General features: G+C 40.1%; 18 protein-coding genes. 9 read left to right on the top strand and 9 right to left on the bottom strand.

What is annotated here, in order from left to right; all coding sequences use genetic code 11:
- Positions 1-12 precede the first annotated feature (12 nt).
- The 8 genes from AACZ49_RS05775 to AACZ49_RS05740 all read left to right on the top strand — a co-directional run bounded on the left by AACZ49_RS05775 (position 13) and on the right by AACZ49_RS05740 (position 5,701).
- A complete protein-coding gene (locus AACZ49_RS05775) occupies positions 13-183 on the top strand; it encodes a hypothetical protein (RefSeq protein ID WP_339652580.1) in 171 nt (56 codons plus the stop codon).
- 28 nt (positions 184-211) lie between these two features.
- Positions 212-778, top strand: a complete 567-nt coding sequence (locus AACZ49_RS05770; RefSeq protein WP_339652577.1) for an AraC family transcriptional regulator — start codon at positions 212-214, stop codon at positions 776-778.
- Positions 779-886: 108 nt separating this feature from the next.
- Positions 887-3,145, top strand: coding sequence for a heavy metal translocating P-type ATPase (locus AACZ49_RS05765; protein WP_339652574.1), 2,259 nt, complete (start codon positions 887-889; stop codon positions 3,143-3,145).
- Between the two features lie 23 nt (positions 3,146-3,168).
- Entirely contained in the window at positions 3,169-3,387 is a 219-nt protein-coding gene (locus AACZ49_RS05760) for a heavy-metal-associated domain-containing protein (RefSeq protein WP_339652571.1), read from the top strand.
- 28 nt (positions 3,388-3,415) lie between these two features.
- A complete protein-coding gene (locus tag AACZ49_RS05755) occupies positions 3,416-4,192 on the top strand; it encodes a M90 family metallopeptidase (protein ID WP_339652568.1) in 777 nt (258 codons plus the stop codon).
- A 338-nt stretch (positions 4,193-4,530) separates the two neighbouring features.
- A complete protein-coding gene (locus AACZ49_RS05750) occupies positions 4,531-4,899 on the top strand; it encodes a metalloregulator ArsR/SmtB family transcription factor (RefSeq protein ID WP_339652566.1) in 369 nt (122 codons plus the stop codon).
- Positions 4,896-5,492 carry a mercuric transport protein MerTP gene (gene merTP / locus AACZ49_RS05745; protein WP_339652563.1) on the top strand — a complete coding sequence of 199 codons (597 nt, stop codon included), beginning with the start codon at positions 4,896-4,898 and terminating at the stop codon, positions 5,490-5,492. Before AACZ49_RS05750 ends, merTP begins: the two co-directional genes overlap by 4 nt.
- Positions 5,492-5,701: a GDCCVxC domain-containing (seleno)protein gene (locus AACZ49_RS05740; protein ID WP_339652560.1), complete on the top strand. Its 210-nt coding sequence runs from the start codon at positions 5,492-5,494 to the stop codon at positions 5,699-5,701. Before merTP ends, AACZ49_RS05740 begins: the two co-directional genes overlap by 1 nt.
- Before the next feature lie 37 nt (positions 5,702-5,738).
- Here AACZ49_RS05740 and AACZ49_RS05735 read toward each other — a convergent pair whose 3' ends face one another.
- The 5 genes from AACZ49_RS05735 to AACZ49_RS05715 all read right to left on the bottom strand — a co-directional run bounded on the left by AACZ49_RS05735 (position 5,739) and on the right by AACZ49_RS05715 (position 14,185).
- The gene (locus tag AACZ49_RS05735; protein WP_339652722.1) at positions 5,739-7,706 is read right to left on the bottom strand and encodes a heavy metal translocating P-type ATPase; all 1,968 of its coding nucleotides are present in this window, start codon (positions 7,704-7,706) and stop codon (positions 5,739-5,741) included.
- Between the two features lie 41 nt (positions 7,707-7,747).
- Positions 7,748-8,164, bottom strand: a complete 417-nt coding sequence (locus tag AACZ49_RS05730; protein WP_339652559.1) for a transcriptional repressor — start codon at positions 8,162-8,164, stop codon at positions 7,748-7,750.
- A 15-nt stretch (positions 8,165-8,179) separates the two neighbouring features.
- Complete coding sequence (locus AACZ49_RS05725; RefSeq protein ID WP_339652558.1) at positions 8,180-9,364, bottom strand: efflux RND transporter periplasmic adaptor subunit; 1,185 nt, start codon at positions 9,362-9,364, stop codon at positions 8,180-8,182.
- A 37-nt stretch (positions 9,365-9,401) separates the two neighbouring features.
- Entirely contained in the window at positions 9,402-13,766 is a 4,365-nt protein-coding gene (locus AACZ49_RS05720) for a CusA/CzcA family heavy metal efflux RND transporter (RefSeq protein ID WP_339652556.1), read from the bottom strand.
- Positions 13,767-13,876: 110 nt separating this feature from the next.
- The gene (locus AACZ49_RS05715) at positions 13,877-14,185 is read right to left on the bottom strand and encodes a DUF6660 family protein (protein WP_339652554.1); all 309 of its coding nucleotides are present in this window, start codon (positions 14,183-14,185) and stop codon (positions 13,877-13,879) included.
- A 466-nt stretch (positions 14,186-14,651) separates the two neighbouring features.
- Between AACZ49_RS05715 and AACZ49_RS05710 the strand changes: the two genes are divergently transcribed.
- A complete protein-coding gene (locus AACZ49_RS05710; RefSeq protein ID WP_339652552.1) occupies positions 14,652-15,134 on the top strand; it encodes a hypothetical protein in 483 nt (160 codons plus the stop codon).
- A gap of 18 nt (positions 15,135-15,152) precedes the next feature.
- Here the strand turns inward: AACZ49_RS05710 and AACZ49_RS05705 are convergent, their stop codons facing one another.
- Genes AACZ49_RS05705 through traM form a run of 4 tightly spaced genes read right to left on the bottom strand, consistent with a single transcriptional unit; the run spans position 15,153 to position 20,726 of the window.
- Positions 15,153-18,191, bottom strand: coding sequence for a TraQ conjugal transfer family protein (locus tag AACZ49_RS05705; RefSeq protein WP_339652550.1), 3,039 nt, complete (start codon positions 18,189-18,191; stop codon positions 15,153-15,155).
- Between the two features lie 11 nt (positions 18,192-18,202).
- Positions 18,203-18,742, bottom strand: coding sequence for a conjugal transfer protein TraO (locus AACZ49_RS05700; protein WP_339652549.1), 540 nt, complete (start codon positions 18,740-18,742; stop codon positions 18,203-18,205).
- 3 nt (positions 18,743-18,745) lie between these two features.
- Positions 18,746-19,714, bottom strand: a complete 969-nt coding sequence (locus AACZ49_RS05695; RefSeq protein ID WP_339652548.1) for a DUF4138 domain-containing protein — start codon at positions 19,712-19,714, stop codon at positions 18,746-18,748.
- 4 nt (positions 19,715-19,718) lie between these two features.
- A complete protein-coding gene (gene traM / locus AACZ49_RS05690) occupies positions 19,719-20,726 on the bottom strand; it encodes a conjugative transposon protein TraM (protein ID WP_339652547.1) in 1,008 nt (335 codons plus the stop codon).
- Positions 20,727-20,731 lie beyond the last annotated feature (5 nt).

Here is a 20,731-nt window from a genome sequence, read left to right as displayed (position 1 = left end):
TAATTAATGAACATGAGTGATAATCGTAGAATAAGGAGAAAGAATGAAAGAAGTAAAAAAGCTTCCAAAAATGATATTACCAAGAAAGATAAAACGGTAGGGATACTAGCCATTGCATTGTTATTTCTTATGGCTGTAGTGCTGGTTTTATACTTTGCTCTTAACGGTGTTAAAATACGTTAGTAATATTAAAAATAAAAAAGAAGAGGAAATGCCTAATACCATCCACATAAAAAATATGGTCTGTCCCAGATGTATAACAGCAGTAACCAACATTTTGGAAGAGCTGGAAATCCCTTATATATCTATCAAATTAGGAGAAGTGGAATTACCTTCTGCTCTTGCTTTAAAGAAAAAATCATCATTTTCCATAGGACTTCAGGAATCCGGTTTCAGTTTAATCAACGACCGAAAAAGTCAGCTTATTGAACAAATGAAAACAATGGTGGTGGATAAAATCCATCACTCATCAGACGAATTAAATATTAAATGGGCAGATTATACAAGCGAAAAACTACATCTTGATTATAAATATCTAAGTTCCCTTTTCTCCTCCGTTGAAAGCATCACATTTGAACAATTCATTATCAACCAAAAGATTGAGCGTATTAAAGAATTGTTGGTGTACGACGAACTTACCTTGAGCGAAATCGCTTTTAAGCTGAACTATAGCAGCGTTGCCTATCTAAGCAACCAATTCAAAAAAGTTACGGGAATGACCCCTTCCATATTCAAAAAATCAATAGATAAAAATCGTAAATCTTTGGATGGTCTTTAGATAAAATTACTGCTATATCTGAAAATTCTACAAATCATTCAGCATATTACGTAACATATTAAAGCCCTTTAATCCTGAAATTTGTAGTATACAAATAAGAATAGGATTATGGAGACAGTTAGCATATTTGAAAGCAAAGAAAAGAACCGTAAACAGGGAATTAAAAAATCCTTTCCTGTTACAGGAATGACTTGTGCTGCTTGTGCGTCAAGTGTTGAATCCATCCTGTCTCATACCGAAGGGGTCAATAATGCTAGTGTTAATTTTGCGAGCAGCTCGGTACTCGTAGATTATGATGAAAACGTTACCGAAGAAAAATTGCAAAACGCTTTACGTCAGGTGGGCTATGACATTATCATAGATGCTGAAGACCCTTCGGAAGTTCAACAAGAACTTCAACAAAAGCACTATCAGGATATAAAAAAGCGTACTATCTGGTCGGCAATACTTACGTTTCCAATTTTTGTGTTAGGAATGTTTTTTATGCAATGGGAACCTGGAAAATGGATATCCTTGGTTTTAACTTTTCCTGTCCTCTTTTGGTTCGGTCGTAGCTTTTTCATTAATGCTTATAAACAAGCTAAATATGGGAAGGCGAATATGGATACCCTAGTAGCTTTAAGCACAGGAATAGCTTTTCTCTTCAGTGTATTCAATACTTTTTTTCCTGAATTCTGGTTAAGTCGTGGTATTGAACCCCATGTGTATTATGAAGCGGCTACGGTAATCATAACCTTTATTTCCTTGGGAAAACTATTGGAAGAAAAGGCAAAATCCAATACCTCTTCGGCCATTAAAAAACTAATGGGATTGCAGCCCAAAACACTGAAAATGATTGAGAATGGGGAAGAAAAAGAAATCCCTATTTCGTCCGTGCAAGTTGGCCAAACCATTTTGGTGCGCCCGGGAGAAAAGATTCCCGTGGATGGGGAAGTTTCCAAAGGGAGTTCGTATGTAGATGAAAGTATGATTACCGGAGAACCTGTTCCCGTGGAAAAATCAGATGGTGGAAAAGTATTTGCAGGTACGGTAAACCAAAAAGGGAGCTTTCAATTTACCGCTGAGAAAGTAGGAGGGGAAACCTTGCTGTCCCAAATCATTAAAATGGTGCAGGAAGCACAAGGAAGCAAGGCACCCGTTCAAAAACTGGTAGACAAGATAGCGGGTATTTTCGTTCCAGTAGTACTCGGTATTTCCATTGTTACGTTCATTGTCTGGATGTCAGCAGGAGGGGAGAATGCATTTTCGCAGGCTTTATTGACCTCAGTAGCAGTGTTGGTAATTGCTTGCCCCTGTGCGCTAGGGTTGGCAACACCTACTGCCATAATGGTGGGTATTGGCAAAGGAGCTGAAAACAATATTCTTATAAAAGATGCCGAAAGTTTAGAGCTCGGTCATAAAGTTGATGCGGTCATTCTTGATAAAACAGGTACAATTACCGAGGGAAAACCTTTAGTTACTGACATACTTTGGAAGGATAAACTTAAAAATAACAAGGAATATAAAAAAGTTCTTTTAGCTATTGAAGCGCAATCAGAACATCCTTTGGCGGAGGCAGTTGTTAACCTTTTGAAAGAGGAAGATATTGAACAATCTGAAATTGATTCCTTCGAAAGTATTACAGGTATGGGCGTGAAAGCCCAAGCAGAAAATGGGTCAAAATATTTTGTGGGAAACCATAAGCTAATGCTTGATAAAAATATTCAAATCGACGCTACCTTAATGCAAACGGCAGAAAGTCTCGAAGAGCAAGCAAAAACAGTCATATTCTTTGGTAATGAAGAACAAGTGCTTGCGATACTCGCCATTGCAGACAAAATAAAGGAAACATCTAAAAAGGCGATAGCGACCCTTCAAGGAAGGGGCATTGAGGTCTATATGCTGACAGGAGACAATAATAAAACTGCAGCAGCAGTAGCACAAGAAGTAGGAATAACAAATTACCAAGGAGAAGTAATGCCTTCAGAGAAAGCAGCTTTTGTTGAAAAATTACAAGCAGAAGGAAAGATAGTAGCTATGGTTGGCGATGGTATCAATGATTCTCACGCTTTAGCACAAGCCAATGTTAGTATCGCAATGGGTAAAGGTTCAGACATAGCAATGGATGTCGCAAAAATGACATTGATAACGTCAGATTTGCAATCGATTCCCAAAGCATTGGAACTTTCAAAAAGAACCGTGTTAGGTATCCGTCAGAATCTATTTTGGGCATTCATATATAATATCATTGGAATACCAATTGCGGCAGGAGTTCTGTATCCCGTAAATGGTTTTTTATTGGACCCAATGATCGCAGGTGCTGCAATGGCTTTTAGTAGTGTGTCGGTTGTAGCTAACAGCTTACGGTTAAAAGGAGTAAAGCTTTAATACTAATTAAAAATTTAAATACGATGAAAACTTTAAAATTTAAAACAAATATCAATTGTGGTGGATGTGTATCTAAGGTCACACCTTTTCTAAACAAACAAGAAGGGATTGACAAGTGGGAAGTAGATACCGATAATCCAGATAAAATCCTAACGGTGGTGAGTAACGGAGCATCCGAAGAGGATATTAAAACTACCCTGCAAAAAACTGGATTTGAGGCGGAAAGTGTGAGTTCGAATTAGCAGAACTTCGCAAACTGATTTTTCAATTATGTTATACACTATAATTCTTACGCTCATTATTGTACTCGCCGTTTATTTTTTTTCAAGAATAGGAAAGAAAAAGGTAAAGCCCTTCCCAAAACGTTGGCATCCGTTACTGATGGAACATGTGCTCTTTTACCGGAATCTTTCCGAGAGTAAGCAGGTAGTTTTTCAACAAAGAATGATGCAATTTTTAAGTGAAGTCTACATTGACGGAGTACAACTGGAATTACAGGAACTCGATAAAATATTGATTGCCGCAAGCGCCGTGATTCCAGTTTTTGGTTTTGAGGAATGGCATTACACCAACCTAAGCGGGATACTTTTATATCCGGACCATTTCAACGAAGATTTAGAATTTAACAGTAAAGGACAATTACGAAATATTGGAGGACTTGTCGGTAATGGAAGATTCGAAAAACAGATGATTCTATCAAAAAAAGCCTTGTATCATGGCTTTGCCAATACTACCGATAAAAGCAACACTGGTATTCACGAATTTGTACACCTAATAGATAAAATAGACGATGTGACCGACGGAGTTCCAGAACGTTTGTTGTTGGCACATCAATATGCGATTCCTTGGCTAAAATTGATTCATAAGGAAATGGAAGCCATAAACGACAACCAATCGGATATCCGAAAATATGGCGGCACCAACGAGGCCGAGTTTTTTGCCGTTGCTTCTGAATACTTTTTTGAACGTCCCGATTTACTAAAGAAGAAGCACCCTGAACTATATAAAATGCTAGTGGAATGTTTTAGGCAAGACCCTAATAGTTAAAATAATTTTGGCTAATCTAATTGAAGGTATTATCGAAATGTTTGTTGATGGTTTTTCAATTAGAATGGAATTAAAAACGTGCCGCAGCAAGGCATGTAGAGGAAGTAGCGATTTGAATTTAAACTCAAATCGCTCTTATTTTTTATTTTGTGCATTTCATTCTTAAAAGTAGTAGGTATAAATTATCATACTAATAGACAACATTAGTCCCAGAAAGAGGATTTATGGGAATGTTACCTTCCTTTCCAATCGAGGCCTATCAATCTGAAGTTTTATAGAATTAAAAATTTAACATATTCCTGTATTTAAGCAAATACTAAAATACATACCTTTATCTTATGGGAAAACAGATTTGTATAAGATTAGAAGCAGACGCAAAACAGATAATGGACTGTAGGTCTTCAATCGAGGAGTTGGACAGTTCATTAAGTTTTGTATCCGAAGTTCTAAACTTGGCAGGAAACAAAGTTCGGCTTCAAATTCTCTTTTTGCTCCAAAAGGAGAAAAGACTCTGCGTTTGTGATTTGAGTGATATACTTCAAATGAATGTATCTGCAATTTCACAACACCTTAGAAAGCTAAAGGATAGAGATTTGGTCTACGCAACAAAAGAAGCGCAGACGATTTTTTATGCGCTTAACAAGGACAAGTTGATGACATTGAGTCCAATTCTCGATTTATTGAAAAACAAAAATATTGCGGTTTGATTGGAGATAAAAAATTAATCGGAACGTCGGTTCTAACGGCTCTCGCTGCATCTTTATGTTGCATAACCCCTGTACTTGCGGTATTAGCAGGAACTACGGGTTTAGCCTCTACTTTTTCTTGGATAGAACCTTATAAGCCCTATTTAATCGGTTTTACTGTTTTGGTTCTAGCTTTTGCATGGTACCAAAAATTCAAACCTAAAACCGAAGCCGAAATTGACTGTGAATGTGACGATGAAAAACCAAAATTTATAAATTCCAAGGGTTTTTTGTTTTTGATAACAATATTTGCCTTGGCCATGTTGGCATTTCCGTCCTACTCCCATATTTTTTATTCCAGACCAGATTCAAGTAAGCAAATCGTTTACGTGGAGCAATCGAACGTTAAAGAAATCAAGGTGATAATTGAAGGGATGACCTGTGAAGGCTGCGAAGCACATATCGAAAGTGAAGTTAATAAACTAGACGGCATACTAAAGGTCAATGCAGATTATGAAGCGGCTAATACAATCGTAAAATATGATGAAACTAAAGTCGACCTTGAAAAAATAGAAGCTGCTATTCTTAAAACAGGATACAAAATAGTGAAGTAATGGAGATAAAATTGGAATCAACAATTACCTGCCCCAAATGTGGTCATGAAGCCAAGGAGGAGATGCCCACAACAGCATGCCAGTTTTTCTATGAATGCGAAAATTGTAAAACTTTGCTGAAACCGAAAGAAGGCGATTGCTGTGTTTATTGTTCATATGGCACTGTGGCCTGTCCTCCTATTCAAGAAGGCTCAAGTTGTTGTAATTAGGCATGACAAAAGTTTAAAAACATAAGCTCCCTCGACTCTATCCCCACTTCATCTTCTGCAACCGCACCGCGTTCAATATCGCTAACAACGCCACACCCACATCGGCAAAAACAGCTTCCCACATTGTAGCCAGACCACCCGCACCCAAAATGAGTACTATGATTTTAACTCCAAAAGCTAAGGCAATATTTTGCCAAACGATACTTCTTGTTGAGCGACCTATCTGAATAGCACGTGCAATCTTACTAGGCTGGTCGTTCTGGATAATGACATCAGCAGTCTCGATTGCGACATCGCTGCCAAGACCTCCCATTGCAATCCCTACATCACTTGCAGCTAAAACGGGAGCATCGTTAATTCCATCGCCAATAAAAGCAACTTTGGAATCGGGCTGCTTTTTTAGTTTTTCGACTTCGTTTAGTTTATCTTCAGGTAATAGACCACCCTTCGCCCAATCGATTTTCAAATCCTTTGCTATCTGTTGGGTTATGGAATCCTTATCACCAGAAAGCATAATGATTTCCGAAATTCTTGATTCCCTAATTTGTTTTATGGCTTGATGCGCATCTTCCTTCAATTCATCGGCAATGGTCACGTAGCCTGCGAATTTCCCATCAATGGCGACTATTACAATTGATTCTACAATGTCATTGGTTGTGGATGGAACTTCGATACTATTTGAGGTCATCAACGCTTTATTCCCTACCAGAACAGTCTTACCATTAACCGTACCTTTTAAACCCTTTCCTGCAACTTCAGAAACATTCGTAGCCTCTAAATCTGCCCCCTTGGCTTTGTGTTCCAATATGGCTTTGGCAATGGGATGAGTAGATTGTTCTTCCATTGCCATCAAGTATTTCATAAATTCCGTTTCCGAGAAATCGGAACTATTTGCCACTTCCTTGATTTTAAAGACCCCCTTAGTTACAGTTCCAGTTTTGTCCATTACCACGGATGTTACTTTAGTCATTGCATCCAAGAAGGATGCGCCCTTAAATAGTATACCGTTGCGCGATGCCGCACCCAGACCACCGAAATAGCCAAGAGGAATGGAAATGACCAAAGCGCAGGGACAGGAAATCACGAGAAATATCAAAGCTCTGTACAGCCAATTGCGAAATACGTAATCATCTACAAAGAAATAGGGCAGAAACGTCAGAGCGATAGCGAGAAAGACAACGATTGGCGTATAAATCCTTGCGAACTTCCTAATAAATAATTCCGTCTTTGATTTCCTTGCGGTCGCATTCTGTACCATATCAAGAATACGTGCAATGGAACTGTCCTTAAACTCTTTGATGGTCTCAATTTCGATAACACCATCGAGATTGATACTACCTGCAAATACTTTATCATCCTTTGCAATGGTATCAGGTTTACTCTCGCCCGTTAGGGCAGCGGTATTAAAAGAGCCTTTCTCAGAAAGCAGTATACCGTCAAGTGGCACTTTCTCGCCCACACGTACCTGAATTTTCTCCCCAATCGCAACAGTTTCAGGACTTACAGAAATAAAATCGTTGTTGCGGAAAACAATTGCTTCGTTAGGGCGCACATCCAATAGTGCCTTTATATTCTCTTTGGAACTTTTTACAGCTGCTGCCTGAAACAATTCGCCAACGGCATAGAACAGCATAACGGCAACGCCCTCTGGGTATTCGCCTATCGCAAAAGCTCCCAAAGTGGCAATGGACATCAACAAAAATTCCGTAAAGAAATCGCCGTTCCTGATACTGTTCCAACCTTCCTTTATTACAGGAAGACCAACTGGAATATAAGCTACCGTATACCATACAACACGAATCCAACCTTTAAATAATGGTAACACATCGAAATAATCAACGGCAATACCTGCTATAAGCATCACAAAACTGAAAAGGGCAGGTAGATAGGTCTTTAAATTGGATAGCTGTTCAGGGCTACTATGGTTATGGCCATCATCGTGCCTGTGTTCTCCAGAATGTTTTTGCGTATCGATATCCCGTAAGTTTACTTTTTTCTTTTTCATAAGTGCAATTTCCAAATTTGTTTGATGCAACAGAAGTGCATTTATTGCCCGCTGCATTTATCACAGATTCCTTTCAAAACCAAGTTTGCATCCTCCGCAACGTAACCGTCAGGAAGGTTGATATGTGGAATTTTATGCTCGGTTAGACAGACCGTCTCATTGCAGTTGCTACAATGAAAATGCAGGTGTAAATCTTGTTCTATATCACAATTACAGCCCGCCTCGCAAAGCGCAAATTTTGAAATTCCCGTGCCATCGTCTATTTGGTGCACAATGCCGTTTTCCTCGAAAGTTTTAAGGGTACGGTACAAAGTGGTGCGTTCCGCTTTTGCAAAGGCGTTCTCAATATCGGTAAGGGCGATTGCGATTTCCTTTTCGGCCATATACTTATAAATCAAGATGCGCATTGCCGTAGGGCGTACATCCTTGTTCTCTAATGTTTTTTCTATTTCAGTCATAATTTTAAGTATATTTTAGTCCTCGTGCCCACCTTCGGATTTGTTCATTACCGCCTTTAAGGTAAACGCACCATTTAAAACAATTGCTGTAGTGTCCTGTATTTTATCATACTTTTTTATTTGAACATAGTCGTCCGATTTGATGCCCGGCTCAAAAGCGACTTTTTCATAATTGATTTCATCTCCTTCAGTTTCGGTTTTGACAAAGAAGTAGGAAGTTCCTTTGTCCGAGACTATTGCCGACGTTGGTAGTACCCGTGTCTTTTTGCTATCCTGCATAATCCTTGCTTCTGTGTACAAGCCTGGTATCAACCAATCATTTTCCTCGAAATGGGCGTGTACCCTAATGGTTTTAGAATCCATATCTAGGTTTCTACCTACCAAGGAAACCTCGCCTTCAAATACTGGGCTTTCTTCAAATGCCGGAATAGTAAACTGTACCTTTTGTCCCTTCTTGACCTTGGGAATATCCTTTTGGAATAGTTGAAGCTCCAAGTGCATATGTTCCCTGTTGATGACCTGCATTATTTCCTGTCCCGACATCACTTTCTGGCCGTTATGGGCTGAAACCGATGTGACGGTACCCCCAAATGGTGCCCTCAAATAAACACGGTTCTGAATCTTACCCTTTTCTATTGCGCTTGCGCTTATCCCAGCGTAATTCAATTGCTCTTTTAATACCGCCAATTCCGACTTTTTAGCAGAGAACTCGGACTGTGCCTGTTGCAAGTTTTTCTTTGCACCGACATCGGCGTCGTTTAAAATCTGTTGGCGTTCCAGTTCCTGCTCCAAGTAATTAAGGCGACCGTACACGCTCAAATATTCTTGTTGCATTTTTACATAGGCAGGGTCTTTCAATTCCACCAATACTTGGCCTTTTTTGACCACGTCGCCCTCCAAGAAATTGATTTTGACCACAAATCCATTCAAAAGGGAAGAAATGGAAGCCATATTGTTGGGCGGGAGCTCTATACTTCCGTTGGCCTCGATAGGTACTTTGATTTCCTCCTGAGCAAAGGTGCCATAGGCAAGTCCGGCATCTTCCGCCTGTGATTGCGTTAGGCTAATATGTCCTTCTTCGTGATGTTCTTCTTGAGCATTTTCTGCCATTATTTCAGCAGAATCGTTCTGATTCTCCTTACAGGCGGTCAACGAAATTACCGCAAATCCCAAGACCGCTATTTTTGATAAATCTTTCATTTGTATATATTTTTAATGCCCATGATGAGCTAATTTTTTACTTTTTTGCAGTTAAGTATTCGAGTTCTACCACCGACAGGTTGTAATTGAGCAGGGCACCGAACCAATTGGTTTTTATATTGGTTGCCTCGGAAAGACTCTGGATGTATTCGATATAATCAATACCGCCCACTCGGAAGGAAAGCGAAGCTCCGCTTAGTAGTTCCTCGCTCATTGGTAGTCCAGTTTCCTTATAATAGGCTACTTGTTGCAACCATTGGTCATAATTTGCTGTGGCCGTTGCTAGGCTTTTGTTTATGGTCATTCTTTCGCTTTTCAACAATTCCTCTTGACGCATCTTATCGATTTTCAAGGCTTGTACATTTGCCTTCTGAGAATTGAATAGTATTGGAACGCTGATTCCCGCCTGAAAACCATAAAATCCACTTGTACCGTCAACGGACTGTAACGAATATTGCAGGTTGATATCAGGTAACCATTGCGACTGTTGGACATCGGTTTCTTCCTCGGCCAGTTTTACCAACTCGTTCCGATAGGAAAGGAAGGCATTGTCGTCGTTGAGGGCTTCTTCGTTCTCGGAATTCAAAATAGGCATATGTTGTATAGCTAAAGGATAATCCCTATCAGAGATTTCCGAGGCCGTCAACTGTTCCAGTTCCAAAACTGCGGAATTGAAAAGAACCATGGATTCCTTCAGTTTCAGTTCGACTTGCTTTCGTTTGCTACTGGCGTTCAACTGTTCCAATTTAGTTGTCTCGCCTGTCTCATATCGAAGTTTGGCCGCCATCTCAAAATTGGCATACAGACTGTCCAGTTGATTATAGAACATAACTTTCTGCCACCCGTTGACCCATTTGTAATAGGCCTTAGCCACCTGTTTTTCCAGTTCGTTTTGTTGCAATCGATAACTTTTTTCGGCAACTTTTGTACGCTGTTTCAATAATTGTGAACGTTGGATATAGGTGGTAGGGAAATCGAATTTCTGGCCAATGCCATAGCTATTGATTCCGCTTCCTAGATTGGACTGGTTGACACCGTTGCCAGGCACCTCTTCCTCTGAATAGAAAAAATTTGTATTCGACGGATTGAAGGCCGTTCCTTGCAATTTCCTGTTTTTATAGATATTCAAGCTATCTGCCTTAAGCAATGGATTGTTACCCATCGCCCGTTCTTGAAGTTGGGTCAAGGAAATTCCATTACTATCGTTTGGGGTCTGCGCTTTCACGGAAAACGAGAAAACCAAAAACACCAAGACCGTTGCTATTGCTGGGTTTATTTTCATCTTTTTGGGTTTTTCAAACCAGCTGTACAGAACTGGTAATACGATTAGGGTAAGCAGCGTGGCGGTAAACAGTCCGCCAATGACTACCGTTGCCAGAGGTCTTTGTACTTCAGCCCCCGAAGAACCGGAAAGTGCCATAGGTAGAAAACCAACGATATCGGTTACGGCGGTTAAAAAAATAGGACGTAATCGCGATTTGGTCGCTTTTCTGATTCGGGTCTTTAGGTCATTTACTCCGTCCGCTTTCAGTTCGTTCAAACTGCTTATCAATACTAGACCGTTTAGCACCGCTACTCCGAACAGGGCAATAAAGCCCACACCTGCGGAAATACTGAACGGCATCCCCCGCAACCAAAGTGCGAATACGCCACCGACCGCAGCAAAGGGAATGGCGGTGTAGATTAGTAGCGACTGCTTCAAAGAGCGAAGGCTGATGAACAGGATAACAAAAATGAGCACCAGCGCTAAGGGAACGACCAATGCAAGGCGTTTTTTAGCCCGTTGCAAGTTCTCGAACTCTCCGCCATAGGTAACCGAATAGCCTGGTGGGAGGTCTAATTGTTGTTGTATCGTATTCTGCATTTCCTCAACCAATGATTGTGTGTCCCTATTACCCACGTTGACCCCGATAACAATACGACGGCTTGTATCATCACGCGAAATCTGGGCAGGGGCATCCTCAAAACTAATATTGGCCACTTCCTTGAGCGGAATTTTTTGCCCGTTTGCAAGTGGTACGTATAGGTTCTTAATGGAGGCAATGCCATCACGGGATTTTTCTTGCAGCCGAACCGTTAGGTCGAACCTTCTTTCGCCCTCAAAAACCTTGCCGGTGGTTGCCCCTGCGAAAGCGGTGCTTACAATCTGGTTGAGTTCGCGAATAGTAAGTCCATACTCTGCCATTCGGCCACGTTGGTAATCGATAACGATTTGTGGTAGGCCAACGACCTGTTCCACACGAACATCGGCGGCACCTGTAATGCCCCTTATAATCTCGGCAGCTTGGTTTCCTTTTTCCTGTAACAAGTCCAAATCCTCCCCGTAAATTTTTACAGCGATATCCTGTTTCACTCCCGTCATCAGTTCATTGAAACGCATTTCGATAGGCTGGGAAAATTCTACATCCACGCCCGGAAGTACGGACAGGGCTTCCTCCATCTGTTCCGCCAATTCTTGCTTACTCTCCGCCGACACCCATTCATTCTTATTTTTAAGGCTTACCATAATATCAGCACCTTCTATGGGCATTGGGTCGGTAGGGATTTCTCCTGCTCCAATTTTCGTAACAACTGTTTCGACCTCTGGAAATTCTTCCAATAGAATAGCTTCCAGTTTGGTCATATTTCTGGTCATTTCGGAAAGGGAAGTACCTGGTGCCATACGGGTTTCCAATGCAAAATCCCCTTCATCCAGTTTTGGGATAAACTCTCCGCCCAATGTCGAGAATATGAAAAGGGCAATCGCCAAAAGAAAAACTGCACCCATGACCACAAGTTTTTTAGCGGTCAATGCCCAATCCAAAACAGGGCGGTACTTACTTTCCAACCATCCCATGAATTTGTCGCCCCACGTTTTTTTATCCAATTTTTTGGAATACAATAGGCTGGCGGCAATCATCGGAACGTAGGTCAGGCATAATATCATCGCCCCTATGATGGCGAATCCGAATACTAGTGCCATTGGGCGGAACATCTTCCCTTCGATGCCCGTAAGTGTTAGGATAGGAATAAAGACAATCAGAATTATAATCTGACCAAAAATGGCAGCGTTCATCATCTGGGAGGATGATTTGAAAGCTAGTTTGTTTACCTCGGATTTGCGTTCCTCTTTGGATAGATTTTTGAGCGTGGCAAGCCTTGCCACTATAAGGACGACCATTGCTTCGATGATAATGACCGCTCCATCTACGATAATCCCAAAATCGATGGCCCCCAGACTCATTAGGTTGGCCGAAACGCCGAAGGTGTTCATCATCCCCAAGGCGAACAACATCGAAAGTGGGATTACGGATGCCACGATAAGTCCTGAACGCCACGTTCCCAATAGAAATACCAAGAAGAATATCACGATAAGTCCACCGATTATCAAATTTTCTGAAATGGTGGATGTCGTTTTCTCCACTAGGCGGGTACGGTCGAGAAAGGGTTTAATCGTTATACCTTCCGGCAGGGTCTGCTGGATTTTTGCAACGTTTTCCTTTACTCGGGTAATGACCTCGGCAGAGTTGGCATCCTTCAGCATCATTACTATACCTATAACTGTTTCGCCTTTTCCATCCTTGGTTGCCGCTCCGTATCTTGGTGCTTTGCCAACTCCCACTTTCCCGATTTGCCCTACTGTAAGTGGGACACCGTTCCTATTCGTAATTACGGTCTGGCGTATATCGTCAAAATCCTTTACCAATCCTTTGCTACGTATGTAAAAAAGCTCGGGTCCTTTTTCAATATAGCTTCCTCCCGTATTGGCATTATTCTGTTCTAGGGCATTGAACACTTCTGGTAAAGTGAGGTTGTAAGAGTTGAGTACAGAAGGGTCAATGGCAACTTCATACTGCTTGATATAGCCTCCCCAACTACTGATTTCGACTACACCGGGAGTCATACTTAATTGACGTTTTACAATCCAGTCCTGTATGCTTCGTAACTTGACGGCATCGTACTGGGATTCATAGCCCGATTCAACCTCTAGGGTGTACTGATAGATTTCTCCAAGCCCCGTTGAAATGGGCCCGATGGAAGGCGTTCCCAAATCGGAACCGATGTTTTCCTCGGCCTCTTTTAATTTTTCGTTGACGAGTTGCCTCGGAAGATAAGTTCCCATATCTTCCTCAAAGACCACGGTAACAACGGAAAGTCCAAAACGGGATATGGAACGGATTTCCACCACTCCGGGAATATTGGCCATTGCGAGTTCCACAGGGTAGGTAATGAACTGCTCGACTTCCTGAGCTGCAAGGTTCTGGGAAGTCGTAATTACCTGTACCTGATTGTTGGTAATATCGGGTACCGCATCAATGGGTATTTGATTGAGCGAGTAGATACCCCAGCCAACAATGAGCAGGGTAAATAGCCCGATTATAAGTTTGTTATTGATTGAAAAATCAATGATTCTATTAATCATGGATTACAGCGTTAATTCAGTTAAAAAAAATAGGTGTGTTCTTCCGTGAATCCGATAGTTATCGAAACGAAAGCTTCAAAAAAGGATATAGTTATCCTATGGAAACTTAATTATGCCCGTGGGGGCTGTAGAAGAGAGTGTGAAATATCTTTGCCAAGACTATCGAAATGGGCAAATATTTTTTGGCTAACTGAAGGTAGAAAGGGTTTGAAGTTGGCGAGACCAAAATCCACCGTGTGAACATGGCAACAATGGCATTGACAGAAAGGGGAACATAACTCGCACTCCTGGTCGTGATCGCCATTGAAGTCGCTAACCGAAACCTTTTGAGTTTCATCAAGCGCGTTTGCACTATCGCTACAAGGCACAAAGTTAAGTGCCAAAAAGTAGATGGATAGTATGAATGCGATTGTTTTCACTTTGCAAAGATAGCAAGAAATACATGCAACTGTGTTGCAAAAGGGTTTCTATACTGTCAGTCCCTTAAAACAAATATTTTAGGGAACGGACTTCTTTGGTCTAGGCGGTAAAATTCCTTGAAGTATGTCCACGCAGGGATTTTAGCATTAATTCAAAAGAATTCTATGGATTATTTTCCATGTTCCTGCGGAAGTTCAAAATCCTTTCACTCCAGTACTTCCCGAGCGGACACGCTACGCTGGTCCGCATTCGGGGCCCCTCCGTTTCAGGTTTTTGAACATCCTCGAAACCGCACATAAACACATACGGGCGAAGAAAAATCGCCCGTATGCATTTATCTTTCCATCGCTCAAGTTTTCAGAAATACGATTGACCTATGTTAAACGTTATTAGTTATGTCGTCACTCATGAAAAATAGTTAATGAAAATATTATCTTTATGAAAATCCTATTAAATTTTGCTATTATGAAACCAATTTGTAGCATTCTTCTGGTTGGAATTGTACTCGGTTTTTCATCATGTAAAAAAAATGACGATGTATCCGAGTCGGAGCGGGCAGAGACCTTATTGGGACAATGGGAATATCAATCGATAATGACAGATAGAGCCGTTGACATCAATGGCGATGGAACTGTAAATATAGACCTGTTCAATACCCAAGAAATTAGGCAATGCATCAAAGATAACCTCACTTTTTTTACGGCACGGGCGGCCGGAGAAAAAGGAGATTATAGTATTAACGATAATGGTCTGGCTTGTCAAGAAGACACAGAGTTCACGAATATTGAAGAGGACCGATATGAACTCATTGACAACAACGTGATACGTTTCGATTCAAGGAATGAAATGCGCATACAGGAACTAACCAAAACCAAACTTGTAATAGAAACGAACGACAATTTAGGAGATACCGATGTCATAGTTACAATTATCTACAATAAAAGCTAATAGTTTTGTCTTAATACGTTACACCCTAATGATATTGCCAGTTGCCTTTTCGCTCCATTGTCCATTTGTGTCGAGTACCCGAACTTCATATCGCTGATCTAGATATTTGAGTTTGCCCTCACTCGGTTCTTTTTCTAGGAGAAAAAAGCGTTCAACGCCTGAGCCCTGAGCATCATCATAATTGAACAGTTTTGTATCCCATCTTCTATCAGAACGATTATATATGCGAATTTCTACTTGTTGCAAAGTAGCACCATTGTAGGCTTCAGAACAATTAGTGTCAAAACAAGTATATATCCTTACTTGATAATCACATCCGTTAAAACCTCCGCAACTTACATTATGCTTCTCGCCCTTTACGGCTGCCTTAGGTTTTTTTAGTATTGTAACGGACTCACTTGCAGTCTGCGAAATACCGGTCGAATTTTCAACTCTAAAATTTATAGTAAAGCTTTCATCGGTCAATGGCGTAAAATTTAATCTTGATGAACCGTATTCCAAAGGAATTACTTCACCCGCTCTATAGGTTTGGCCATTATGAACTATGTAACCTGCATTTATACCGTCAAAATCAAATGTCATTTCATAAGTCACTTCTGGGTTATGTCCTGCTGTACCATTGACTACAAATGAAAACGGAAAAGGCTGGTCTTGAAATAAGTCGACCGATGGTTGTGTAACCGTCAAATCAAATAATTCTTCATATTTCTCAAAATCAATATTGACGTTTGCTGTTTTTTCTACCTCTGAAGAAGATCGAACAGTAAACTCGATGTTATGATTGGATTCTGAAATACCCGCATATATTCCCTGAAACGAACCAATTGGTACGGTAAAACTCTCCCCAGCGGCGTAAGTTGTTCCTTGATATTCAAAACTACCGTTGCTACTTCCTGAAGAGTAGTACATCACATAGGTGTCGCCACCGATACCTAACTCGGAAATATTAAAATTAATATCTACTTCTTCATTTGTGAATGCCTCTGACTCGGTGGCATTGGCGGTAAAATTGTAGTTCTTTGGACTGACGGAAATGGATATTGTAACCGTTTTTTCAAGACCAGTATCGTTCTGCACATAGAAAATCAAATTGATATTACTCTCGTCTGTTCCTTCTAAGGTCCAGTTGAAATTGCCTTTGGGCACATTATAAATATTTCCCGCATTAACTTCAATCTCGCTTTCGTTTTTAATCAATGCATTACCGTTTAAACTGAAGCGCATTGTATAGTCAGAAGAACCAATGCTTTCCGAAATATTGAAGTTCAGGGAAGTGGTCTCTCCAATTGAGATGTCGGATTTTTGACTTCCCGCCGTAAACAAGAAATCAACCTGATTGTAGTTTATCGTTGTGCTTGCGGTATGGGTTACACCGGCATCTGATTCCACACTTATCACGATATCATGCTGACCTACTTCCGTTCCCGTGTAGACCACATTATTCTCGTTAGGGTTCAACTGAAATTTCTCCCCAGGACCATACTCGGTCCCATTTACCCGAATAGCACTATTTTTCCCTGACGAATAGAATGCTTCGTAGCTCGCATTTGCTCCATCGGGAATCTCGTCTATATCGATAATCACATTGACCGGAATATTTGCGAATTCAGATGTTTTGGACGGTGTAATATTTACTTGAAAATCATTCTGTTTTGTTTCCAAATCGATGATTACGGGGCCTACTTCTTGTCCATAGTTATCGGTTACCAAGAATGACACCTGATGGGAGCCGATGCTTTCGGGGTAATAGAATAATGAAAAATTCCCCAATTCAACGGGATAATCTGTTGAATTTTGGATGTTATTTCCATTGATTCCAGTAAGTCTACCATTCCCTTCCAAGATTTCATAAGTGAGGTTGTATTCGATATTCTCAGTATTCCCGTTAGATTTAATATTAAAATTGAACTGTGAACGTTCGTTCACAAAAACAGAATTACTTTCTGAATTTCCTGAGAAGGTAAAAGGTATATTGGCAACCTCAATTTCAACGCTATCACGTTTGGTCTGTCCGTTTGAATCTCTTAAATCAAAGTATATCTTTCTTTTACCCAATTCAGTACTGGTAAATGTGTAATTATAAGAGTTGGGCACAATGGTTCGGTATTGGCCTGGTTCCATTACACCTCCGTTATGATCTCGAACTGTTCCACTTCCTTCACTTGTTGTGGCAAATGAATGCGTGATCTTGTATGCTACATCCGATTCTTCATCTTGGGTTTTAAGGTCTATTGCAATGGCCAGATTTGTATCCAACTCCACTTGAGTAGATGCAGCGGTCGTATTGATGGTAAAATCGAGATTTAAGACATTCAAAAGTAGTTCTTCGGTCAAAGAGGCACCATCAGGAGCTTTGGCCGTTACAATCAATTTGTGTTCGCCCAAGGTTTCTGGAAGGTAGCTCAATTCCGAAATTCCTTTTGGTAGGTTAAATGGCTTTCCAGCATCAAAAATTTCATTTCCTGAATAGAGTTTTCCAGTCCCATTTTCAATCTGATACGTTACTTCAAAATCACTTTTATTTTCAGGATTCTCGGTTTCTTTATCTCTTAAAAGGGTAACATTTACGGGGTTTTTAGAATTGATTATGAATTCGTTGACTCCTTTGTTCAATAAAAAACTAAAACTGGCGAATTTGGCATTATATAGAAGTTCAAGCTCTTTTGTTCTCAAGTTTGAATCCCATGCCGTAAACTTTACCCTATGAGCACCAGTATCGATGGCAACATAATTAAATGCCCAGTTGCGGTTTTTGATATTCAAAGTGTCATTTTGCCTTAGGGTATCACCTTCCATATTCAAAAAATACCCTCTTGCATTTAAACTCGTGTACTTTAGGTAATAATCAACCGTGGAGATTTCTTTTTCAGGAACCAATGAAAAAGATGTTCTGCTACTTTCGAAAAGAAAGCTTTCTTCTGGATGTTCTCCCGAAAAGCTAAAATCGAAATCATCCAAGATGACATCTTCAAAATCCTTGCTGCATGCAAATACAAAAATAGAAACTAAGGTCAAAAGACCCATTATGATTTTGGTAGGTGTATATAGATTTTTCATTTTCAATTGGTTTAAAACAAAAAATAGCGCAATCCTATACCCGCGTAGGGATAGAAGTTTCCGACGTCACTATTCACATGATAGTATTCATTTGCTTTCAGCAACAATGAAAAATCATTGCTAAGTGTTATTTCTCCCTCCAACCCCACAAAAACTCCATAAATGAATTGGCTTTTGGCATCAATTACAGCACCGGTTTCTAATAGACTGTTTCCATTATTAATGACTTCGTACCCGAAGATGCCGCCACCACCTAGGTTGAGCGCATACTTTTTAAAATTCTTTTGTTCCCAAACCCTTATAAAATAGCCCGGTTGCACAGTAAAAATATTGTACGGAATATTGAATGAGCCTTTGTCCTCCGCTATTGCTGCGAATACGCTTAATTGCGCATAGCGAGTTCGGTTCAAATGATAATTGTACGTGCCCATTACCCCAAACCCGTCTTCAGCATAACCACCGCTGAGGCCTATAGAAGAGGCATAATTGCTACCTTGGGAAAAGGCAAAAGGCATAATGAAAAGTGCTATTAGCAGTATCTTTATTTTCATGGCTTAGAAGTGTATGGGATTGTTAATGATTTCATGTCCTATCTTCAAGGAGAGATTTCGATTGCCAGATTCCTCATCTAGTTCTACAACAACTTCTTTCTTTTCGTCCAAAGCAAATTTTTTGAATACGAGAACAAAGTGGTTCTCACTCTTACCAGCGACCGTTTTTGGCTGCTTGTAAACGAAAACAGGTTCTATGCCTAGCTTTTGATTGCTACTGCTGTTTTTATAATTGGTAGCTATTTGATGTTTTACAAAATTGATATCCAAATCCAAGCCTTCTTTGTTTTCAATGCGATACTGAAAATAGAGCTCGTCTTCATTAAAATAAACACCTTTTAGCCATAGAAAAACATTATCCAACCTTGAAAAATAGCGGCTAATCTTGGCCTTGTCGAATTGCATATAATAGCATCGTAAACGATAATATTCCAACGGATCGCTTTCATAAAGTTCTTTAGTGGCCCTATCTATGGAATTGTCTTTGCTTGTTTTTTCTGAGATAACTGTTTTGACCAAACCTTCTTCGTTTTGTTCTTGCAGCTTTTCAGAGCTATGGGTTTTCTGCTTATATTTTTTTGCTTCTCTACCTGATGCGCCTTCAATATTGGCGACCGACATTTTAGGGTTGATATACCAGGTAGTTTTAGTTGGAACGTCAACTAGTTTGACGAGAAAATCATAAACATTTCCAGAATCCGTAATGACCAAGTAATTGGTGGTATTTTCTTTCTCCGTGGCCAATTCATCATAGTATAATTTTGAAATTCTACCACTATATTTTCCTTCTTCTGATTTTGGTAAATCAACTATAAAACCGAAATCATTGCCAATACTACTTTCAGATATATTTTCGGGAAAGATTACAATGGTTTTGTAGTCCTTGGAAATTTGTAATGTATCACTAAAGGCCTGTGCGGTTAGCTTACCACTTAACAATAGAACCAATATGAAAAATAGTTTTCCTTTCATGTGTTCATTTTTTTTGTACTAGAAATACACGATCTCCATTTACTAATAGAATCTTATCTCTTTGTTTGTATTTTTTCTTTGTAAAGAAGTTTCCAAAAGACCTTAACAGGTTTCTAGCCAAAGGAAGATTGGTAGTCTCGCCCGTCACTTCAGACAATTCATTTACACCTTGCTGTTGGACATCTGCCTTGAACTCTTGCAGTAGCTCGCCCGCTCTATTATTGTGAAGGCCCAGCATACCATCTTCTTGGTCTATTGCAGCTAATGATATTCTTTCATTGTTGATGTTTGTCACCTCCAAAAGAAGACGTGAACCCTGTATATTGGCGGTTGCATACACAAAAGTGTTTTTGGGGAAATGTTTGTGACCGAAGTAAACTTCCTCCTTCAAAATCAAAGTAACTCGGTCGCCCGGTAAAATAAATTGGTCACGATAAATCGACGCATCGAATTTTAGCGCAGTAACTGACGGCATTGAGGCTTCTTTACTATATGGTGCAGAATAATCTTGACTTCGCGAGAGCCTCTCATCTCGTGCTTCCATCAATAGTTTTCTATATTCTAGTTTTTCTTGGGCGGCTGTGGTTTTAGAAACGTATTGCGGTACATCATTCTTAATAGTATTGTTTAGTTTCTCTGTTCTTATATCATTGGTATGTGCTTCGCCCAAAGAGAAATTGTTTAATTCTTCTAAAATTCGCTCTAAAGAATCGTTCTCTTTCTTGGTATCAAGCATACTTTTAAAAAGACCTTTTTCTTTGAGTGCTGCTAAAGAATCTTGTTGCGATTTCTTATAGATGTCGTTTGGCTGCTGTACTTGGAGTTCCTTCTTTTGATTGGGTAGCGTATTGTTATACTTACCATTCCGAATACTATTTTCTTGCTCACCTTTCATTGCGCTAATGTTGTTCGAAACAAAGTAGACCAACAACATCAATATGATGGGGGCAGAAACGGCAAAGAGCGTATGTCGCTTGATCCAAGAATTAAATTTTTCAACGATGCCCTTCATAGTTA

This window comes from uncultured Maribacter sp. (assembly GCF_963975365.1).
Lineage (GTDB): Bacteria > Bacteroidota > Bacteroidia > Flavobacteriales > Flavobacteriaceae > Maribacter.
Note: the sequence above shows the minus strand (reverse complement) of the source record. Positions and strands in the feature narration are given on the sequence as shown.